This window comes from Lacisediminihabitans sp. (genome assembly GCF_036569425.1).
GTDB lineage: Bacteria > Actinomycetota > Actinomycetes > Actinomycetales > Microbacteriaceae > Lacisediminihabitans.
Genome location: NZ_DATCQQ010000091.1, coordinates 29,936 through 48,824 on the forward strand (window position 1 = coordinate 29,936; position 18,889 = coordinate 48,824).

Sequence of the window (18,889 nt, forward strand, 5' to 3'; positions counted from 1 at the left end):
GTTCAGTCACGCTTCCATGCCAGCCAGCCCCCGTAGCTACTGATGTCCTCTGCGCCGACGGTAGCGAGTGCCTGGCAGAGGAATCCGGGCACGCTTTGCCCGTCGGCGAGAGTCACACTTCCGATGGTCATCGGCGAGGGGAGAGCGGCCACGAAACTGCCGAAGCCGGCGGCGGGCAGCGACCACACTTCGCCCGCGATCGCGACGCCGCCCGACTCGACCCGCAGCAGACCCGGCTTCGCTGGCGTCGTGTCGAGGGCGTAGAGGGCGTAGTCGGCGCTGGTTGCCACCCTCCTCCCGAAGGAACCGCCTGCGGCGACGAGCTGATGGTTGAGCGGCTGACCGGAGAGGTGGGCGCCGACCACGAGGATCTCGAGGAAGGGTGCCAGCAGCCGTTCCGCAAGCTGCTGCACGGCGCGATCATGGAAAGCGGGGCCGGTGAACATCACGCCGAACGGAAGCCCATCGACGGTACCGGCCGGCACGGCTATCGACGTCATGTCCAGCAGATTCGCGAAGTTCGTGTACCGGCCCAGGCGGCTGTTGCCGCCGATCGGATCGGCAGCGAGTTGCTCGAACGTGGGATGCCAGGTGGTCGTCGGCGTGAGGAGCGCGTCGCATCCGTCGAGCGCATCCCGTGCTGCCACGGCCAGTCGATCCAACTCCTCCCGGTCGTTGAACAGGTCCACGGCGGTGTGCTCCGCTCCGCCGAGCACGATCGATGCGACGGATCGATCGAGGTCTGTGCCGATCAGATCGCGGTGCCGGTCGATGTGCGTCCCCACAGCGGCGTAGCGCTCGGCGACGAACGCTCCGTTGTACAACATCGTCGCTGCCTCCAGCAGCGGGGCGATGTCGACTTCGACGATCTCGACCCCGGTCGCGACGAGGCGCTGCACGGCGGAGCGGAACGCCTCGACCCACCCGTCGGCGAGTCCGGCGAGGTGCTCCGCGGTGGGGATACCGACGCGCGGGACGGCGCGCAGCATCGAGGCCGCGGCATGGGAATCGGCCTCCGCCTCGGTGCGCGCGAGCGGGTCACGGCCGTCGGGGCCGGCAAGCAGTTCTGCGGCACGGCCGGCGAGGCCGATCTCCCGGGCTAGAACGGTGACGCAATCCAAGGTGCGGCAGGCCGGGACGACGCCCGTGGCCGGGATGCGGCCCCGCGTGAGCTTGACGCCGACAATCCCGTTGAGCGCCGCCGGCACCCGGCCAGACCCCGCGGTATCGGTACCGAGGGCGAGATCCACGATCCCGAGGGCGACAGCGACAGCGGAACCCGAGCTCGAACCGCCGGAGATGCGGCCCGGATTCCAGGCGTTGCGCACGGCACCGTACGGGCTGCGGGTTCCGACGAGGCCGGTGGCGAACTGGTCGAGGTTGGTCTTGCCGATGATGATCGCCCCGGCTTCGCGCAGGCGACGCACCGCCGTAGCGTCGGCGCCCGGCCGGTAGCGGAAGCTGGGAGCCGCCGCAGTGGTGTCCATCCCGGCGACGTCGATGTTGTCCTTGACGCCGGCCACCGTCCCCGCGAGGGGCAGCCTCTCGCCGACTGCCACGCGGGCGTCGATGGCTGCGGCGCAGTCGAGTGCTTCGCGCTCGTCTCGCAGGCTGATCCATATCTCGGGGCGGTCGACCTCCCGGATGCGCCTGTACGCTGCACACACACGGTCGACGGCGGTTGGGGCGGTCATGATGCGGCTCCGATGATCGAGAAGAGAATCTGGCCGGGAGCGACCTGGTCTCCGGGACGGACGTAGATTTCCCCGACGACACCGGCCACGGAAGCGAGCACGGAGGATTCCATCTTCATCGCCTCGAGCGACATCAGCTTCTCGCCGGCACTGACCGTCTGTCCTGGCTCCGCCGCCACCTGCCAGACGGTCGAAGTGAAAGGTGCGAAGACCCCCGTGGCTCCCTCGGCGAGCACCACCGCGTCGGCGGGCGCCGACTCTTTCGCGTCCGGACGCACGTCGAACTCGCCGGATTCGCGCCAGCGGTCCTTCTCTTCGCCGAACGCGCGCGCCTGCACGGCGCGGAAGTCCGAGATGGATGCTGCATTCTCGGCGAGGAACTGCTGGTAGTCGGCGATTGCGAAGGTGCCATCGACTGTCTCGAAGTGCCCGCGGCCAGCGTCGGTTTCGGCACGGAGTTCGAGCAGTTCGTCGGCACCGACGGGGTACCACTCGATCCTGTCGAAGAATCGGAGCGCCCACGGGTTGTCTTGGAATAGCCCGCCGCGGCGGAAACGGTTCCAGACCTGGACAGTGCGGCCGACGAACTGGTAGCCGCCGGGCCCTTCCATCCCGTAAATGCACATGTAGGCGCCCCCGATGCCGACGGAGTTCTCGGCGGTCCAGGTGCGTGCGGGATTGTATTTCGTGGTGACGAGACGATGTCGCGGGTCGAGCGGGGTGGCGACCGGCGCACCGAGGTAGACATCGCCCAGGCCCAGCACGAGGTACGTGGCGTCGAAGACGGTCCTCAGCACGTCGTCGACGGAGTCGAGACCGTTGATGCGACGGATGAAGTCGATGTTCGACGGGGTCCACGGAGCGTCGGCGCGCACGCCGTTCATGTACCGCTCGATGGCCAGGTGCGTGGCCGGGTCGTCCCAGGAGAGCGGGAGGCGCACCGAGCGCGACGGCACGACCAGCTCATGCGTCGCCGGGATCTCCTCCTCTATTTCGCGCAGCAACCCGGCCAGGGCGGTGGCTTTCAGCTCGGAAGAGTCGGTGTGGATCTGGAGCGAGCGGATGCCGGGCGTCAGCTCGAGCACACCCCTGGGCGACTCCTCCTTCAGTTTCGCCATCAACGCGTGGACGCGCATGCGCAGTCCGAGGTCGAGGGTGAGGTCGCCATATTCGACGAGGAGGTTGTCGTCGCCATCGCGGCGGTAGGTCACCGAGGGGCGCTTCTCGTTCTCCTCGAGTCGTTCGATGACCCCGTCGTCGCCATCACCCCCAGAGCTGAGGACAGTGAGCGATGCGCGAGTGTGGACGAGGTCGGCGGCGTCCGCCTCGCGGACCGGGACGAAGCGGATGGTGTCGCCGGGGCGGAGCTGCCCGAGTTTCCAGAGCTCGCCGCTGCCGACGACGGCGGGGCAGACGAAGCCGCCGAGGCTGGGACCGTCCGGGCCGAGGATGATCGGGGTGTCGCCGGTGAAGTCGATCGCACCGACCGCGTAGGGGTTGTCGTGGATGTTGGACGGGTGGAGGCCCGCCTCTCCGCCGTCCTCGCGCGCCCATTCCGGCCGGGGGCCGTTGAGGCGCACGCCGGTGCGGGCGGAGTTGTAGTGCACTTCATAGTCGGTGGCGTAGAAGACGTCCATGTCGGCGCGGGTGAAGAAGTCCGGGGCGCCGTGCGGTCCTTCGGTGACGCCGATCTGCCACGTCGTGGTGAGTGCGGGGCGTCGCTCGGTCGGGGTGGGGCCCCCGACGCGGCCCAGGCGAGTGCCGACAGGAAAGGCGGGGTGGGCGGCGTCCGAGTCTGGCGATCCCGGTCGCAGCACGTCCCCGGGCAGCAGCGCCCGGCCGGCGTGGCCGCCGAAGCCGCCAAGGGTGAAGGTGGATGCGCTTCCCAAATACAGGGGTACGTCGAGGCCGCCTCGCACGGCGAGATAGGCGCGCTGGCCCGGGCCATGCAGCGTCCCGATGGTGAGGACGCTCCCCGCGGCGGCTTCGACCGGTTCCCACATCGGTACGTCTTCTCCGTCGAGGGTCGCGTCGGCGGGCGCACCTGTGAGCGCGATCAGTGTCGGCGCGCTGAACCGCAGGGTGGGGCCGGTGGCGGTGATCTCCAGACCGGGCGCTCCGGCCGGGTTGCCGACGGCGAGGTTGGCCTCCGTGAGGGAGACTGCGTCCATGGGGCCGCTCGGCGGGACGCCGATCTGCCAGTATCCGGTGCGGCCGGGGATGTCCTGCACGGTGGTCATGGCGCCGGCGTTGACGACGTCGATGCGGGGATCAGGGTCGGCCGTCCCGTCGAGTGTTGATGTGGAGTGGGCCGATGCGCGGAGTGTCGTCTCGTCGGTGAGCGAGCGCAGGAGTCCGAGGTTGGTGACGACCCCGTCGAGGCGGCTGGCGTCGAGCCCTTCGCGCAGCAGGTCGAGTGCGGCATCCCGGGTGGGGGCAGTGGCGATCACCTTTGCGAGCATCGGGTCGTAGTAGGGGGACACCTCCAGTCCTGTCTCGATCCACCCGTCGATGCGTACCCCGCTGATGGCAGGGGATCCGAAGCCGGGAAAGATCGCCTGGGTGACCAGTCCGGAGCTGGGCAGGCCGTTCTTGTCCGGGTCTTCGGCATAGACCCGGGCTTCAAACGCGTGCCCAGTGGGTTCAAACGGGTCGCTGAATACGGTCGGGTCGATGCCCTCCGCGCCGTCGCGGGCGAGGAGGAGCATCATGGCGACCAGATCGACGCCGTAGACCTCTTCGGTCACCGGATGCTCCACCTGGAGCCGCGTGTTCACCTCGAGGAACGAGGCCTCCTCGCGGATCGGGTCATAGACGAACTCGACGGTGCCGGCGGAACGGTAGTTCACCGATGCGGCGAGGGATCGCGCGGACTCGTGCAGCTGGCGGCGCACGGCATCCGGGAGCGCCGGGGCAGGGGCTTCCTCGATCACCTTCTGGTTGCGGCGCTGGAGGGAACAGTCCCGGTCTCCGATGACAGCGACGCGCCCGTCGCCAGCGCCGAAGAGCTGAACTTCGACGTGGCGGGCCGGACGGACGAGACGTTCAAGGAACACCCCGGCGGAGCCGAAGTTCTTCTCGCCCAGTCGTGCCACGCGGTCGTAAGCCTCGCGCACCTCGTCCACGGTGGCGCAGGCCTGCATGCCGATGCCGCCACCGCCGCCGGTGGCTTTGAGCATGACGGGCAGTCCAATACGGTCTGCTGCGGCGACCGCCTCTTCGGCCGACGACAGCAGACCCGTGCCGGCGAGCAGGGGAACACCCGCGAGGGCGGCGAGCTCTCGAGCGGTGTGCTTCTCGCCGAAGGAAGCGATCTGGTTCACGGTGGGGCCGATGAAGCTGATGCCCTCGGCTTCGATCCTGCGGGCGAAGTCGAGATTTTCGGAGAGAAAGCCGTATCCGGGGTGGATGGCGCCAGCGCCCAGACGGCGGGATGCGTCGATGATCTTGTCGATGTCGAGGTAGGACTCGCGGGCGGGCGCCGGTCCGAGGCGTACAGCCTCGTCCGCTTCCCGCACGTGTGGCGCGGCGCGGTCGGCGTCGGAGTACACCGCCACGGTCCGCAGTCCAAGCAACTTCGCGGAGCGGATGATGCGCCGTGCGATCTCCCCCCGGTTGGCGACAAGCAGGGTGTCGAAGGCGGGGTTCATGCACTGTCCGATCCGGTGGTGGGGAAAGCGTCGGTAACGATCATCCGCAGGGGGGTGCAGTTGAAGTCGTTGCACGGATTGTTCATCTGGGGGCAGTTGGAGACGATGACGAGCACGTCCACGTCGGCTCGGACCGCGACGCGTTTGCCGGGCGCGGAGATGCCGTCGACGATGCCCAGGGTGCCGTCGGCTTCGATGGGCACGTTCATGAACCAGTTGATGTTGGAGACCAGGTCGCGGGCGCCCAGCCCGTGCCGGGCGGCCTCGGCGAGAAAGTTCTCTCGGCAGCCGTGCTGGTGCTCGGTGTGAAATCCGTACCGGAGGGTGTTGGATTCTTTCGAGCAGGCGCCCCCGATGGTGTCTTGCCGGTCGATCTCGTTGCCGCTGACTGTCATCAGCGGTCGTCCGAGGTTGGAGCGGAGGACCGATCCTTCGCGGAGGTACGCGTTGCCCTGCCAGGCGAGGGTATCGGGCACCGAGTAGCGTTCGTCCGTGTCGTGGGCGTTGAAGACGAGGAAATCCGCGGATTGGTTGCCGCCGACATCGACGATCGTGAGGGTCTGGCCGGCACGCAGCAGCGCGGACCACGGGGCGAGCGGGGCCACCGTCTCGTCGCTGAAGACCGGCCCAGTGGCGAGAGGGCCGGCCGGGTTCAGCGGCGTGTCTTCGGTGTAGCGGGCGCCGACGGGGACAGTCGTCCGGATAGTGCGCGGTCCGGTTCTGTGGGTGGTGGTGGTCACAGTCCTCGCGCCTCCGCGTAATCGATCGAGTTGAGGTATGCGCGGTTCAGTTCCGGCGAGGCGGTGAACCGGCTGTCGGCGGGGCCGGTTGGCGTCCCCGGCCAGGCGTGCACTCGGAGCGGTCCGACCAGGTAATCGTCCGCAGGGTCGAGCGGGTGGGGCACGTTCACGATGAGGATCAGAAGGGGGATCTCGGCGACCAGCTCGACATGGGTCCCTGCCCCGGCGCTCCCCTGGAATGTCAGCGCGCCGTCGGCTTCGACGCGGACTCCTTGGAAAAAGGAGATGCTGGGCGGGAGGTCGCGACCGGTAAGGCCGTGCTTGGATGCCGCGAGGATGAAACGGGACCGGCCGGATGGCGACGGCCCTTCCGGGGCGGCGGACCCGAATTTCGCGACGGTGAATTCGTCCGTGCTGGTGCCACAGAAGGTGTCGTGCCGGCCGGACGAGTCGGCCGAGATGGTGGCCAGCGCCCTCCCGTCGCCGGAGAGCAGCGGGTGGCCGGCACCGAGGTACGCCTGCCAGGGGATCTTGATCGTGTCCGCGACGTTGAGCCGTTCGCTCGGCTCGAGGGCGTTGTAGAGGATCACGTTGGCGCAGGCATGACCGGTCGGGTCGTCGAGGCGCACACGGGTCCCGCGGGCGACGACCTTGTGCGTGTATCCGCCGGGAGCAACGGTCTCCGCCCACGTCAAGACGGCAGGATCGACATCGGCCGGAACGAACGGGGATGAGGACGCCGGCCGGTACGGCATGTAGGCCGCTGTGCGCTCAGCCTGCGCGCGGGCGTCGGCGCGTGCCGCCAGCACGCTGTCGGTTCGGTGGCCGTCGGCTATCGAGGGCATGGCGCCATCGCTTTCTGTTGGTGTGCCGCCCGTCGGACGACGGGCGGCACGGGTGGTGGAACCGTCAGGCGATCGTGGCCATCGGGGCGCCCGAAGCGGCGTCCGTCACCACCGTGACCGCGGCGGTGACGGGAAGGTGGCCGAGTTCGATGGCGCCGTCACGGGCGTGGTTGCGGCGGTGGACGAGAAAGCCGGCAACAAGCGTCCCGCCGATGAACAGTAGTGCGCTCCACTGCAGCCACCAGGTGTGGCCGGTGAGGTCGTATATCTCGGCACGCGGCCAGACCAGGTTCGTGACCATGCCGATCTGAAAGGCGACCGCGATCACGTTCAGCGGGATCCCCCACCGTCCGAGCGTGAACAGCCGCTTGCCGTCCTCATCCACGCCGGGCGGGAATCCCTGGCCACGCAGGGTGATCCGGCGCACGAGCAGCGGCACCGTGACCCCGAGGTAGGCCAGATAGAGCATGGCGATGCACAAGCTCGAGAGGGCGGTGAAGATCGCACTCTGTCCGAAGTTGACAGCGAGAGCGAGCGCAGCACCCACGCCGACCACGACGCTGGTGGCGATCGGGGTGCCGGTACGCGACGATACCTTCGCCAGGGCGCGCCAGAACGGGAGGGCACGCTCCCTGGCCATCGAGAACATCATCCGCGAGCCGGAAGTCTGCACAGCCAGGGTGCAGGCGAACACCGCGACGGCCACGGCGACCAGCAGCAGTCTCCCGAAGACCGGGCCAAGGCGCTCGGTCACCACGTAGGCGATACCGCCCGAAGCGAGACTGCCGTCGCTGAGGCTCGGCGCCGCCACAATCGCAGCGATGATCAGCAACGCTCCGCCGAGGCCCGAGACCACGACGGCGCGCACGATCGTCTTCGGAATCGTCTTGCGGGGAGCGTGGGTCTCCTCAGCCAGCTCGCCAGCCGAGTCGAAGCCGACGAGCACGTATGCGGCCATGAGCGACGAGGCCAGGAACGCCCAGATGTACGGATCGTTGGTCGGCGCAGCACCGACCGTAGTGAAGACAGCAGAAGGGCTCCGCTCAGGCAGAAGCATGAGCGCGGTCACCAGTACGACCACTCCGACTATCTCGATCATGACGCCGACGCTCGTTGCGAGAGCCATGATGCGCACGTTGAGGATGTTAACGGTGGTCGTGACCGCGAGGAGGATCATGCCAAGGACGACGGCATTCTGCGCTCCGGTGGGAGAGGCGAGCGAGGGGTCGGCGGTCGGTCCGCCGACGATCTGGAATCCGGCCCAGATGGCGGGGAGCACGGCCTGTACCGCGATCGCGGCGACGGCGACGGTGAGGGTCTGGGCGACGATCATCACCCAACCGGTGAACCAGCCGAACGTGGTTCCGGCGAGTCGGCTCGCCCATTGGAAGATCGACCCGGCGATCGGCCAACTTGCGGCGAGCTGGGCGAAGTTGAGTGCGACGAGCAGCTGGCCCACGAAGACGATGGGCCACGTCCAGAAGAACGCGGCGCCGCCGATTCCGAAGCCCAGCCCGAAGAGCTGGAAGACGGTGGTGAGAATCGAGACGAAGGAGAATCCTGCGGCGAACGACGCAAACGAGCCGACTCCCCTGTGAAGTTCTTGGCGGTAAAGCTTTGTGGTCGACGGGATTGGAGCGGGGTGGAGCGAGGGTGGTTCCTGGGCACTCATGGGCACGGCCTTCCGCGGGCAGACATCCAATACCTGTCGATTGACAGGCGATATTCTCATGGTGGTGTGACGGAGTTGCTGCGCCGTTTCACACTCGTTAATTCTGTGTTTCGGTAGCTTCTGGTTTGTTTCGAGTTGATTTACGGACGTCATTCCCACGGCCTGAGACATGCGGGATCATGCCGTCGGCGCTGTGCGCGGCGTTCCTCAGGGGCACGATTTCACGTCAATGGCTGTCGATCGACAGGGAGACTCTGACCATCCGAACCACGGAGCGAGGCCCCACTCCGAGGGCTGTCGGTCACAGCGACGCGAACATCGCGATCGCAGCCGGCGCGGTCGATGGCCCCCAATACTTGCGCGGATCCGCGGCCGGGCCGATCGGCTGAGGTTGCCGAGTCCGTAGAGCGCAGAGGAGAGCTCGGCCGGCGCTCATCATGACCAAATCCTGGCCGCTACCGAATGATCGCCCGCCACCACATTGAAGCCCATAGCCTGATCGGGATTTTTGGTGCACCCCCCCGGACTTGAACCGGGAACCCACTGATTAAGAGTCAGTTGCTCTGCCAATTGAGCTAGAGGTGCGCGCGGCCCGCACGCTAAGGGGCGAGCCGAAGGTCAACATTAGCATTGCCTGGGCCAGCCTCGCCAACCGAGGCCCCGGCATGCCGCCAGAACCGGGGCGGTGTCCTGAAGTCGCCGCGGATCCGTAGAATTGTGAGCACCCATCCGGCCCTCTCGAGGAGTATCAATGTCGACATCCGTCAAGCTCGAAGCGGGCGACACCGCCCCGGCGTTCACCCTCAACGACCAGGATGGCGCGGCCGTCTCCCTCGCCGACTACGCGGGCAAGAGAGTGATCGTCTACTTCTACCCGGCGGCGAGCACGCCGGGCTGCACGACAGAGGCGTGCGACTTTCGCGACAACATCAACTCGCTCAAGTCCGCCGGCTACCAGGTGCTCGGGGTATCTAAGGATGAGACGCCCGCGCTCAAGAAGTTCCAGTCAGAGCAGGGCCTCAACTTCCCCCTGCTGAGCGACCCGGATCTCGCGGTTCACAACGCCTACGGCGCGTATGGCGAGAAGTCGCTCTACGGCAAGATCGTCACCGGAACGCTGCGGTCCACTTTCGTCGTCGACGAGACCGGCGACATCCAGCTACCCCTGTACAACGTGAAGGCGACCGGCCACGTGGCGTCGCTGCGCAAGAAGCTCGGGCTCGACTAACCCTCTTCTGTGCGACGCGTCGCGGCGATGACCGACGGCGTGAAGAGCAGCACGAGCACGAGCACGGCCGGCAGGATGAGCCACCAGCCGATGTCGGCGCGGGAGAAGTAGCCGCCCTGGAAGCTGCCGATGGCGACGGCGATCTGCAGCACCTGCCAGACGACGGCTCCGCCGCGGATCCACGGCCTGCCGCGAAGCGTGTGCACGCCCATCACCCCGAGCCAGACCGCGGCGAGGGCGGTGAGAACGAGGATCGCGACCGCACTCGCGAGTGAGTCCGCCCGCGCGGTGAGCAACTCGACCACGAGGTAGACGGTCGCCGCCGCGAGAAGCGCGCACTCGAGCAGGATCACCACGGCAAGCAGCACCAACAGGGGCGGCCTGCGCAACATTCTGGGTTCGCTCACAGCTTTTTTCCCCATCCGACTATTGATTTGCTACAACCAATATGAGATTCTATGTGAGGTTGATTTGCACTCACAGGGCCGTGGGGCGCATCCCAAATTCTCATCTCATCCCCTCGAATCTTGGGTCTCAGGACCTTCGCATTGGGCTGTCTTGCCCTGTGTACGCAACAAAAGGAGCACCCCACGATGGATTGGCGCGACAAAGCCGCTTGTCTCACGGCAGACCCCGAACTCTTCTTCCCGGTAGGAAACACTGGTCCGGCGGTCGACCAAATCGACAAGGCCAAGGCGGTCTGCGCCCGCTGCAGCGTCACGGAAATGTGCCTGCAGTACGCCCTCGAGACCAGCCAGGATTCCGGAGTCTGGGGTGGCCTGAGCGAAGATGAGCGCCGCGCGCTCAAGCGCCGCGCCGCTCGCGCCCGCCGCGCCTCCTAGAACACACCCGACCGCGCCGCGCTTCCTCCAAGCGTGGCGCGTTCGCATGCGCTGGGCGAGGCGAAGAACGGATGCGCGGTCGCTAACGGGGCCACAACGCGCAATCGGGGCCAACGTGTCGGCCCATGTTGCGCGCGGTGGCCCATCCGGCGGCACGAGCGGCCAAACGCTAACTCTTGGTGAGCCAGGCGAGCGGGATCTCGATCGTGACCTCGGTTCCGCTGCCCACCATGGTGTGCCAGTCGATCGTGCCACCGAGCTCGCCCTGGATGAGGGTGCGCACGATCTGGGTTCCGAGGCCCGAGCCGACCTTGCCCTCCGGCAGGCCGGTGCCGTCGTCCCGCACCTGAACGCTCAGCGTCTCGGCGGTGCGCTCCGCGATGATCTCCACGTTGCCCTCGCGACCGGCGAGGCCGTGTTCGACCGCATTCGTCACGAGTTCGGTAAGGGCGAGGGAGAGCGGAGTCGCGTATTCGCTCGGCAGCACCCCGAAGCTTCCTGTGAAGGTGGGGTGAGCCTTGGTGTTGTGCGTCGAGGCGACCTCGGCGATGAGCTTGAGAACGCGGTCGAATACCACGTCGAAGTCCACGTTCTGGTTGAGCCCCTCGCTCAGGGTGTCGTGCACCACGGCGATCGCCGCGACCCGGCGCATCGCCTGGTTGAGCGACTCGCGGGCCTCGTCCGAGTGCGATCGGCGGGCCTGGATCCTCAGTAGGGAGGCCACCGTCTGCAGGTTGTTCTTCACCCGGTGATGGATCTCCCGGATGGTCGCATCCTTGGTGATCAGTTCGCGTTCCTGGTGGCGCAGCTCGGTCACGTCGCGGCACAGCACGATCGCCCCGATGCGCTCGCCCCGATCCCGGATCGGTATGGCGCGCAACGACACCGTGACTCCCTTGGCCTCGATGTCCGTGCGCCACGGCGCGCGTCCGGTCACGACGAGCGGCAGCGACTCGTCGATGATGAGACGGCCTTTGAGCAGCGACGTGGTTACCTCCGCGAGAGACTCCCCCTCGAGCTCGCCGGCGAAGCCCATGCGATTGAACGCCGAGAGACCGTTCGGGCTCGCGAACGTGACCGTGCCGTCCACGTCGAGCCGCAGCAACCCGTCGTTCGCGCGGGGCGCGCCTCGTCGGGGGCCGGTCGGCGCACCGAGATCGGGAAAATCGCCGGCGCAGATCATCGCGAAGAGATCGTTGGCGCACTCGTTGAACGTGAGCTCCTGCCGGCTGGGCGTGCGCGCCTCGCTGAGGTTGGTGTGGCGGCTGATCACGGCAATCGGATGCTTCGTGGTCTCGATTCCCGTCGCCGCGAGCCTGCGCAACACCGGTACGGCGCGCACTCGTGTCGGGGTCTCCTCGTACCAGTCGGGGCTCGCCGAGTCCACGATTTGAGCCGACTCGAAGGCGTCGGTCACCTGGCTCTTCCACTCCGGCTTGATCTGCTGCCCCACGAAGTCGCGGTAGAACAGCGTCGCCGAGCTGGACGGACGCGCGTGGGCCACCGCCACGAAGCTGCCCTCGTGCGTCGGAACCCAGAGCACGATGTCGGCGAACGCGAGGTCGGCGAGCAACTGCCAGTCGCCGACGAGCAGGTGAAGCCATTCGACGTCGGCTTCGTCGGAGCGTCCCTGGGCGAGCACGAGGTCAGAGAGGGTCGACACGCTGAATAGCCTACGGCCGAATGCCCACGGTTCCGTCGTGGTGGCCCGCCATTGCACTATCGGTCGCACTCCGTGAGGCTGAGCGCATGGAGCCTTCCCCGGCGAGACCCGATCGCGCCCTCATTGTCGTGCTTGCCGTCGTCGCCGTCATCGTGGTCATCGCCCTCGTGGTCGTGTTTTCGCGCGGAGCGCCGAAACTGCTCGACGCGTCGAGCCCCGAGGGTGTCGTCCAGCGGTACTCGACCGCCGTCATCGAGGGCGACGAGGAGAAGGCCGCCGGATACCTCGTGCAGGCCACCCGGGACGGCTGCGCGAGGTTCGACGCCACCCTCACCGACAACATCCGGGTGACGCTCGTGTCCACCACGGTGCGCGCGGATTCGGCCGACGTCAGGGTCTCCATCGCCCAATCCTTCGACAACGGCCCGTTTGGCACCTCCGAGTCCGAATACGAGGATGTATTCAATCTCGTGAAGCGGGGCGGCAACTGGCTCATCGAATCCGCGCCGTCCATCCTCACTGTCTGCAGCCCTGCGGGGAAAAACCAGTGACAGTGCAGCAGCCGACGACGGGGGCGGTCGGCCCGCAGCAGTCGGTGCGCCGGGTGATCGTGTTCGCCCTCCTCTTCGCCATGGTCGCCATCACTGCGAGCGGGGTGAGCGGCCTTCTCGGCAGGCTCTTCGACACCGCCAACTACCGGCTTGCCTCGAACGATGTCGCCGGCCTCGCCCTCTCGCTCGCCTTCAGTCTCGTCTCCGGCCCGCTTGCGGCGGTGCTCTGGTGGCTTCTCTGGCGTCGGATGGCGCTCGCCACCGAGCGGTCGTCGCTCTCCTGGGGCCTCTACCTGGCCGGCATGTCCACGGTGGCTCTCATCACCTTCACCGCCGCACTACTCCAGACCCTGAGCGCGCTCGTGCGCGGCAACTGGCAGCCCTTCGCGCTCAGCACCGCGATCGCCTGGGGCGCGGTCTGGGTGTGGCATCGCTGGATGTCCGCCCGCGCCAACAAGGGGCCGACGAGGCTCGAGGGCGTGGCCCCGGTTCTGGGTGCGTTCTACGGCCTCGTGATCGGGGTCGGCGGCGCCGTCACCGCCCTCGGCGCGCTGCTCGACGCCGTGGTGCACGGTTTCGATGCCTCGGTCGTGGTCGGGAATCCGTGGTGGCGACCCGCCCTGCAGGCGCTCGTCTGGGCCGCAGGGGGCGCCGCCATCTGGTGGTGGCACTGGATGCGGGACGACGCGCGCTCCCGGCGGACCGGACTCGGCCCCGTCGTGCTCGTGATCGTCAACGGGTTCGGAGCGGTCGTGCTGACCCTCGGCGGTGTCGCCACCGCCCTCTTCCTGCTCCTGCGGGTGGCATTCGATCGCACGGAACCGGTGGCCGCCATTCTCGACCGTTTCGGCACCGCCGTCGCCGCGGCCTCCGTGGGCGCGCTCGTCTTGGCCTACTATCGGGGCCGCGTGGCGACCGCATCCGGAGCGACTCGCACCGCCAGCCGCCTCGTCAGGTCGGGCGTCGCACTGGCCGCGTCGGCATCCGGATTCGGGGTGATCGTCAACTCTATTCTGGCGGCGATCGGCACACCGCTCACCGAGTCCGGCGCACGCAGCCTGCTGCTCGGCGGCATCAGCGCCCTCGTCGTCGGTGCGCCGGTCTGGTGGTTCGTCTGGCGCCCCGCATCCCGGGTGAGCGCCGCCGAGAGCGCGTCGACGGGCCGCCGGGTGTACCTCGTCGCGGTGTTCGGGGCGAGCGCGGTCGTCGCCCTCATCACCCTCCTCGTGATCGGCTTCCGCATCTTCGAGTTCACCCTCGACAGCGTCACCGGGCAGAGCCTCCTCGACCGGGTGCGCACGCCGCTCGGCCTGCTCCTGGCGACCGGGCTCGCCGCCGGCTACCACTTCACGGTGTGGCGACTGGACCGCGCCGCCGTGCCGGCGGTGCAGCGCGCGGCGCGCTCGATCGGCCGGGTGATCCTCGTGGGCGGGCCGGATGCCGAGCCGCTCCGACACGTAATCGAAGACGCCACCGGCGCCGCGGTCTCGCTCTGGATTCGGGCCGACCCCTCCCCGGCGCCCACGGCCCGGCAGGTCACCGCGGCCCTGGCCGGCGTGAGCGGCACGCGCGTGCTTCTCGTCGCCGGACCGGACGGACGGCTCGAGGTCATCCTCCTCCTAGGCTGACCGAGATCCGCGAGAGGGCGGCGCGACGCCCGTTGTAGGCGAAATCCTCCCCTCTGCGGGGCGGGGCGGGGCAGAATGGGACACCATGGGCCGCGTCGCGCCCGACCCGAGGAGAATGTCATGGCATCGAAGGCCGACAAGAAATCCAAGGCCGACAAGAAATCGAAGGCCGACAAGCCCGAGATCCCGAGCAGCAAGAAGTCGAAGGCCGCACTCGCCCGCGAGAAGGAGCACGCCAAGATCCAGCGGGTAAAGGACAAGGAGTGGGCGAAGAAGCTCGCAAAGGAGGCGAAGGCGCCGGGCAAGTCAGCCAACCCGGACAACAAGGCCAAGCCAGGCAAGAAGGCCAAGCCGGACAAGACACCCCAGAAGGCCGCCTCGGCCAAGAAGGATGCCGTGGCCACGAAGGACGGGGCGGCGAAGAAGGCCCCGTCACGCCCGGCCCTCGCTCGCCGGAAGAGCGTTGTCGCGCCGCGTACGCGCAAGCCCCGGGCCGCGACGACACCCACCGGGGAGCCCTCGGCGGGGTGGACGATGGTCGCGCTGCGCGCCCGAGCCCGCGAGTCCGGCAAACGGGGCTGGTCGCGGCTGAGAAAGGCCGACCTGCTGAACTGGCTCGGAGCGCGCTGAGCCCAACCGGATGACCCAGTCTGGCTAGCCGGCGGCCAGCCCGCGACGGTCGGCCCCGCGGCCAAACCGCCCCCTGGCCGGCGCCGGCTTCGCAAGCACGCGTTCGCGGGCGAGTTGGCGGATGGCGACCCGCGCCGCCGACTTCGGCGCGACATCGCACAGGGTTCTGCCGCTGAGCACCGCCGCGTCGAGCGCCGCACGGTCGTACGGCACAAGCGCGGGGTCCGAGATACCGCCGAATCGCTGCAGGGTCTGTCGCACCTGGGACGACGCATTGAGCCCGATAGCGCTCGCGCGGATCTTGTTCATCACGACCGCGACCCGGTCGGTCGCGATCGTCTCCACCAGGTCGACGTGGGCCCGCAGGAATCGGGAGAGGCCCACCGGATCGGCCGAGCCGATCGCGACCACCTGGTCCGCCTCGCGGAGGGCGGCGATCGTGGCGGCGTTGCGGCGAGGGGCGAAGAGGTCGCTGCTGATCTCCTCGTCGTTCTCGAGGCTGGACCCCGTGTCGACGATGGTGAAGTCCACCCACTCGCGGCAGGCACCGATCGTGCCGACCACGCGCTCGGCCGATAGTTCGGGCCAGCGGCTGGGGCGTCCGATGCCCGTGAGTACCCAGAAGCTTCCTCGCGGCGAGAGGTAGCGTTGGCCTATCCGCTCGAGCTCGCGCTGGGTGAGACTGTCGGCCCCGGCCAGGCGGCATGCCGCGGCAAACCCGGGCGCCTCATCGAGAAGGCCGAGGGCCGGCGCCACCGAGCCGCTGTGAGTGTCCACGTCGGCGAGGGCCACCGTGTGCCCCTCGGCGGCGATCTCCGCGGCGAGGGCGATCGCGAGCGTGGTGCGCCCCGGCGAGCCGGCCGGACCCCAGACCGCGACCACCTGCCCGCGACGCTGGCTGCCGTTCGCCTCGCCGACGGTCGGCCCGGAGCCGAGCATGACGTCCTCGATCTCCGGCCACGCCGCCGACGCCGCCACGACCTCGCGCAGGTCGAGCGTCGCCGCGTTGCGACGCTCGTCGTCGGCGGCAGCCATCGCCACGATCCGCACGCCCGAGGCATCCGACTCGGTGAGCAGCCGGCGGTTGAGGTACCGGGGCGATGCGGCAACGATCGCCACGTCGGCGGTCGCGCCGTGCAGCACTGACGCGAGTTCGTCGGCGCTCGAACAGCGGGCGACCACGTCGTGGCCGTGGCGAAGCAGCTCGCCCGCCAGCCGGTCCTCGAGGTCGATGGGAAGGGCCAGCGCCACGCGCACCATCGGTCAGCCCCTCGCCGGGATGCCCGCGGGCACGAGGGAGATGGCGTCCTGGTTGGCGATCGCCTCGAGCACCCTGGCGGTCTTCGACCGGGGCACCAGCAACTCGACGGAGCGCCCACCCCGGTCCGCGACGAGCCCGCTCGGTTCGATCACCCGCACCACGGTCGCGGACGCGACCAGCACCGACGGAGGCCCGAAGGAGTTGTTGTCGGTGGCCGTCGCCGACCACACGTCCACCACCGAGACCGCGGCGATCGACCTGGCGAGCTCTCCCCGCACGGTCACCACCACCGACGCGACGCGCAGGCCGGAGGCCTTGCCCACGGAGGAGGCCGGCACCAACTCCCCCGCCGCCACGGCGCGGGTGACCACGAAGCCGGATCCCGGTATCTCCCCCGCTCCCAGGTATTTGGCGCGCAGATCGCCGAGACGCACGCTCTTCACGCTCAGGTCCCCGACGGCCACTCGGTCCCCCGGCGTGAGCGCCGACCGCGCGGCATACACCTGCACGCTGCTGTCGGCGGCCGAGACGACGGCGAACACCCCCGCGACGGACCCGAACACCAGCACGATGCCGATCGCGAACCGGGGGTCGAACCAGAACGACCGCGGGGTGCGCTCCCGCGGTTTCGACATGCTTCGGGCGCGCATCCGCCACCTCCCGGCTCGTGATCGTGCAGTGCGTTGCTCCATGGTCACGGCGTTCCGCCGTGCCCGGGAAAGTTATCCACACCGCCGTCGGCTTGGTGGGCGCGCCCCCATAATCGAGGCATGAACAGCGTGGATCCCCCGAACGGCCATGGCGGCGCCCTCGCGCGCTTCCTCACCCTCGCCGACACCGCGGAGATTCTCAACATCTCGGCGAGCCAGGCCTACGCGCTCGTGCGCTCGGGAGAGCTTCCGGCCATCAAGATCGGCGGCCACGGCCACTGGCGCATCGAACGGGCGATGCTCGAGACGTACATCGAGGCTAAATACGAGGAGGCCAGACGCCTGAGCCTCTGGCACCAGTCCGAGTGGGCGAGCGCGCCGGAGTATTCGTTCGACTCCGGCGCCAGGGATCACAACCGCACTAGCTCCACCTGAGCGAACGGCACGACGCGCAACTGCCGCACCGCCGACTCCCGCCGCGGGGTTCCCGAATCGTGCACGGCGAGGTCGAGGTGGTCGCGGCCCACCCGGTCGATGGTGCCGTGCTGCGTGCCGGCCGCGATGTCGAGGTCGATCTCCCGTCGGCGACGGCACAGGTCGCGCAGCACGAAGCCGAACCCGAGTCGGCCGGAGAGCCCCCTCCCCGACTCGGCGACGGATGCCACCCCGAGGCTAGGTGCGACCTGGTCGCGGGTGAGCAGCAGGCCCGCAATCGCCGCGAGGGGCACGATGCACTGCACCCGGCGAGGCGACTCGTCCACGAGGTCGGCGGAGAACCAATCACGCCCGAAGGTCATCGGGGCCACCGAGACCACCCGGCCGGCGCCGAGCAGCAGTCGGATCGGCGCTCCTGGCCCGGCCTGCCCGTGCTCGCGGATCGCGACGATGCGGTCGCGCAGGCTCATCCTGGCGAGGCGCAACCGTTCCTCCTCCGCCCGGAGGTCGATCTCCTCGGCGCTGAGCTCCTGTTCGAGTTGACCTTCCAGGTCGTCGAAGAGGTTGTCCCAGCGCATAGTCGGTAACCGCCTGAGGTGTCGATGTCGATCGTTGCAGCGATGCTACGTCACCGGCAGCACGCGGCCCGGTGTTATCCACACCGCCCGAGCCGTCGGGTCGGCTCCGGTTATCCACACCCCCGCGTTGGGGCGTGGACATCCGAGCGCACCTGCTGCTTTAGTGATCTGCCAAGGGAAGACCCCCGAATGGGGGATGAGAGCAACGGTGCCCGCATTCCCTCTCAGGGTTTCGGAGCGAACTATGAGTGATGCGGTCCCTGCCAGCAGCCCGACCAGCCCGCAGCACGAGATCCTGCCGAGCAAGGTCATCCGGTCGCGATTCCAGCCCGACGAATTCTTCGGTCAGCAGCCGGCCTCCCGCACCGAGCTGCCCAACCCCGAACCCCTGCTCGTCAACCTCACCCGGTGCGTGATCGAGATCCTGTCCGGCGCCCGGGAACTCGAACAGATCTCCCGCTGGGTGACGGATGACGTCTACCGGCACCTTCTCAAGCGCGTCGTGCTGTCGGCGCGCGCCCGGGACGCCCGGGGGCGGGCCGTGGCGCGGCCCACGTTCACGATCGGCTCGACGACGATCAGCGAGCCGCGTGACGGGGTCGTCGAAGCGGTCGTGATTGTGCACGGCCGGGCGCGCACGCGCGCGGTCGCCATCCGGCTCGAGGGCCTCGATAACCGCTGGCGGGCAGCGGCCATCAACGTGCTCTAGTTGCTCTTGCGCTTCTCCTGCGCACGGCGCTCTGCCCGGTTCGCCGGGGCGGGGCCCGCAGGAGCTGTCCGCTGCCCGAACGCTCCGCGCTGGCCGCCCTGGTGCTCGGCATC

At 68.6% G+C, this 18,889-nt stretch carries 17 protein-coding genes and 1 tRNA gene; 7 read left to right on the top strand and 11 right to left on the bottom strand.

Translation table 11 applies throughout. The features are described from left to right. Positions 1 to 2 precede the first annotated feature (2 nt). From atzF to VIM54_RS15315, 6 genes are all read right to left on the bottom strand, one after another. The gene (atzF, locus tag VIM54_RS15290) at positions 3 to 1,694 is read right to left on the bottom strand and encodes an allophanate hydrolase (protein WP_331902597.1); all 1,692 of its coding nucleotides are present in this window, start codon (positions 1,692 to 1,694) and stop codon (positions 3 to 5) included. Then, positions 1,691 to 5,344: an urea carboxylase gene (uca, locus tag VIM54_RS15295; protein WP_331902598.1), complete on the bottom strand. Its 3,654-nt coding sequence runs from the start codon at positions 5,342 to 5,344 to the stop codon at positions 1,691 to 1,693. The genes atzF and uca overlap by 4 nt, the downstream gene beginning before the upstream one ends. Continuing rightward, positions 5,341 to 6,000 carry an urea amidolyase associated protein UAAP2 gene (locus VIM54_RS15300; protein WP_331902615.1) on the bottom strand — a complete coding sequence of 220 codons (660 nt, stop codon included), beginning with the start codon at positions 5,998 to 6,000 and terminating at the stop codon, positions 5,341 to 5,343. The genes uca and VIM54_RS15300 overlap by 4 nt, the downstream gene beginning before the upstream one ends. 80 nt (positions 6,001 to 6,080) lie before the next feature. Further along, the gene (locus tag VIM54_RS15305) at positions 6,081 to 6,929 is read right to left on the bottom strand and encodes an urea amidolyase associated protein UAAP1 (protein WP_331902599.1); all 849 of its coding nucleotides are present in this window, start codon (positions 6,927 to 6,929) and stop codon (positions 6,081 to 6,083) included. Between the two features lie 64 nt (positions 6,930 to 6,993). Beyond that, a complete protein-coding gene (locus VIM54_RS15310; RefSeq protein WP_331902600.1) occupies positions 6,994 to 8,601 on the bottom strand; it encodes an APC family permease in 1,608 nt (535 codons plus the stop codon). A gap of 509 nt (positions 8,602 to 9,110) precedes the next feature. Continuing rightward, positions 9,111 to 9,186 (bottom strand) — tRNA-Lys (locus tag VIM54_RS15315). A 166-nt stretch (positions 9,187 to 9,352) separates the two neighbouring features. Here VIM54_RS15315 and bcp point away from each other — a divergent pair. After that, positions 9,353 to 9,829 carry a thioredoxin-dependent thiol peroxidase gene (gene bcp, locus VIM54_RS15320; RefSeq protein WP_331902601.1) on the top strand — a complete coding sequence of 159 codons (477 nt, stop codon included), beginning with the start codon at positions 9,353 to 9,355 and terminating at the stop codon, positions 9,827 to 9,829. Here bcp and VIM54_RS15325 read toward each other — a convergent pair. Further along, a complete protein-coding gene (locus tag VIM54_RS15325; RefSeq protein ID WP_331902602.1) occupies positions 9,826 to 10,236 on the bottom strand; it encodes a hypothetical protein in 411 nt (136 codons plus the stop codon). The genes bcp and VIM54_RS15325 overlap by 4 nt on opposite strands. Before the next feature lie 186 nt (positions 10,237 to 10,422). Between VIM54_RS15325 and VIM54_RS15330 the strand changes: the two genes are divergently transcribed. Beyond that, on the top strand, positions 10,423 to 10,671 hold the full coding sequence (locus tag VIM54_RS15330) for a WhiB family transcriptional regulator (protein WP_147784762.1): 249 nt from the start codon (positions 10,423 to 10,425) through the stop codon (positions 10,669 to 10,671). Positions 10,672 to 10,840: 169 nt separating this feature from the next. Here VIM54_RS15330 and VIM54_RS15335 read toward each other — a convergent pair whose 3' ends face one another. Continuing rightward, complete coding sequence (locus VIM54_RS15335; RefSeq protein ID WP_331902603.1) at positions 10,841 to 12,334, bottom strand: PAS domain-containing sensor histidine kinase; 1,494 nt, start codon at positions 12,332 to 12,334, stop codon at positions 10,841 to 10,843. Positions 12,335 to 12,420: 86 nt separating this feature from the next. On the opposite strand from VIM54_RS15335, the gene VIM54_RS15340 reads away from it, so the two are divergent. From VIM54_RS15340 to VIM54_RS15350, 3 genes are all read left to right on the top strand, one after another. Continuing rightward, the gene (locus tag VIM54_RS15340) at positions 12,421 to 12,885 is read left to right on the top strand and encodes a hypothetical protein (RefSeq protein WP_331902604.1); all 465 of its coding nucleotides are present in this window, start codon (positions 12,421 to 12,423) and stop codon (positions 12,883 to 12,885) included. Beyond that, entirely contained in the window at positions 12,882 to 14,513 is a 1,632-nt protein-coding gene (locus VIM54_RS15345) for a DUF5671 domain-containing protein (protein ID WP_331902605.1), read from the top strand. The genes VIM54_RS15340 and VIM54_RS15345 overlap by 4 nt, the downstream gene beginning before the upstream one ends. 120 nt (positions 14,514 to 14,633) lie before the next feature. Then, positions 14,634 to 15,143, top strand: a complete 510-nt coding sequence (locus tag VIM54_RS15350; protein WP_331902606.1) for a hypothetical protein — start codon at positions 14,634 to 14,636, stop codon at positions 15,141 to 15,143. Between the two features lie 24 nt (positions 15,144 to 15,167). On the opposite strand, the gene VIM54_RS15355 is transcribed toward VIM54_RS15350, so the two are convergent. Together VIM54_RS15355 and VIM54_RS15360 are read right to left on the bottom strand one after the other, a co-directional pair. Next, positions 15,168 to 16,403 carry a regulator gene (locus VIM54_RS15355; RefSeq protein ID WP_331902607.1) on the bottom strand — a complete coding sequence of 412 codons (1,236 nt, stop codon included), beginning with the start codon at positions 16,401 to 16,403 and terminating at the stop codon, positions 15,168 to 15,170. Positions 16,404 to 16,406: 3 nt separating this feature from the next. Then, positions 16,407 to 17,039: a hypothetical protein gene (locus tag VIM54_RS15360; RefSeq protein ID WP_331902608.1), complete on the bottom strand. Its 633-nt coding sequence runs from the start codon at positions 17,037 to 17,039 to the stop codon at positions 16,407 to 16,409. Positions 17,040 to 17,174: 135 nt separating this feature from the next. Here VIM54_RS15360 and VIM54_RS15365 point away from each other — a divergent pair, with 135 nt between their 5' ends. Beyond that, on the top strand, positions 17,175 to 17,489 hold the full coding sequence (locus tag VIM54_RS15365; RefSeq protein WP_331902609.1) for a helix-turn-helix domain-containing protein: 315 nt from the start codon (positions 17,175 to 17,177) through the stop codon (positions 17,487 to 17,489). Here VIM54_RS15365 and VIM54_RS15370 read toward each other — a convergent pair. Further along, positions 17,465 to 18,067: a hypothetical protein gene (locus tag VIM54_RS15370; RefSeq protein ID WP_331902610.1), complete on the bottom strand. Its 603-nt coding sequence runs from the start codon at positions 18,065 to 18,067 to the stop codon at positions 17,465 to 17,467. The two genes, VIM54_RS15365 and VIM54_RS15370, sit on opposite strands and share 25 nt — an antisense overlap. A gap of 244 nt (positions 18,068 to 18,311) precedes the next feature. Here VIM54_RS15370 and VIM54_RS15375 point away from each other — a divergent pair, with 244 nt between their 5' ends. Beyond that, positions 18,312 to 18,776 (top strand): Rv3235 family protein, encoded by a 465-nt coding sequence (locus VIM54_RS15375; protein ID WP_331902611.1) that lies wholly within the window; start codon positions 18,312 to 18,314, stop codon positions 18,774 to 18,776. The last annotated feature ends 113 nt before the right edge of the window (positions 18,777 to 18,889 follow it).

Coding starts and splice junctions, on each gene's coding strand:
- bcp (WP_331902601.1), top strand. CDS start 9,353: ATGTCGACATCCGTCAAGCTCGAAGCGGGCGACACCGCCCCGGCGTTC.
- atzF (WP_331902597.1), bottom strand. CDS start 1,694: ATGACCGCCCCAACCGCCGTCGACCGTGTGTGTGCAGCGTACAGGCGC.
- VIM54_RS15360 (WP_331902608.1), bottom strand. CDS start 17,039: ATGTCGAAACCGCGGGAGCGCACCCCGCGGTCGTTCTGGTTCGACCCC.
- VIM54_RS15370 (WP_331902610.1), bottom strand. CDS start 18,067: ATGCGCTGGGACAACCTCTTCGACGACCTGGAAGGTCAACTCGAACAG.
- VIM54_RS15365 (WP_331902609.1), top strand. CDS start 17,175: ATGAACAGCGTGGATCCCCCGAACGGCCATGGCGGCGCCCTCGCGCGC.
- VIM54_RS15305 (WP_331902599.1), bottom strand. CDS start 6,929: ATGCCCTCGATAGCCGACGGCCACCGAACCGACAGCGTGCTGGCGGCA.
- VIM54_RS15330 (WP_147784762.1), top strand. CDS start 10,423: ATGGATTGGCGCGACAAAGCCGCTTGTCTCACGGCAGACCCCGAACTC.
- VIM54_RS15340 (WP_331902604.1), top strand. CDS start 12,421: ATGGAGCCTTCCCCGGCGAGACCCGATCGCGCCCTCATTGTCGTGCTT.
- VIM54_RS15310 (WP_331902600.1), bottom strand. CDS start 8,601: ATGAGTGCCCAGGAACCACCCTCGCTCCACCCCGCTCCAATCCCGTCG.
- VIM54_RS15350 (WP_331902606.1), top strand. CDS start 14,634: ATGGCATCGAAGGCCGACAAGAAATCCAAGGCCGACAAGAAATCGAAG.
- VIM54_RS15355 (WP_331902607.1), bottom strand. CDS start 16,403: ATGGTGCGCGTGGCGCTGGCCCTTCCCATCGACCTCGAGGACCGGCTG.
- VIM54_RS15375 (WP_331902611.1), top strand. CDS start 18,312: ATGAGTGATGCGGTCCCTGCCAGCAGCCCGACCAGCCCGCAGCACGAG.
- uca (WP_331902598.1), bottom strand. CDS start 5,344: ATGAACCCCGCCTTCGACACCCTGCTTGTCGCCAACCGGGGGGAGATC.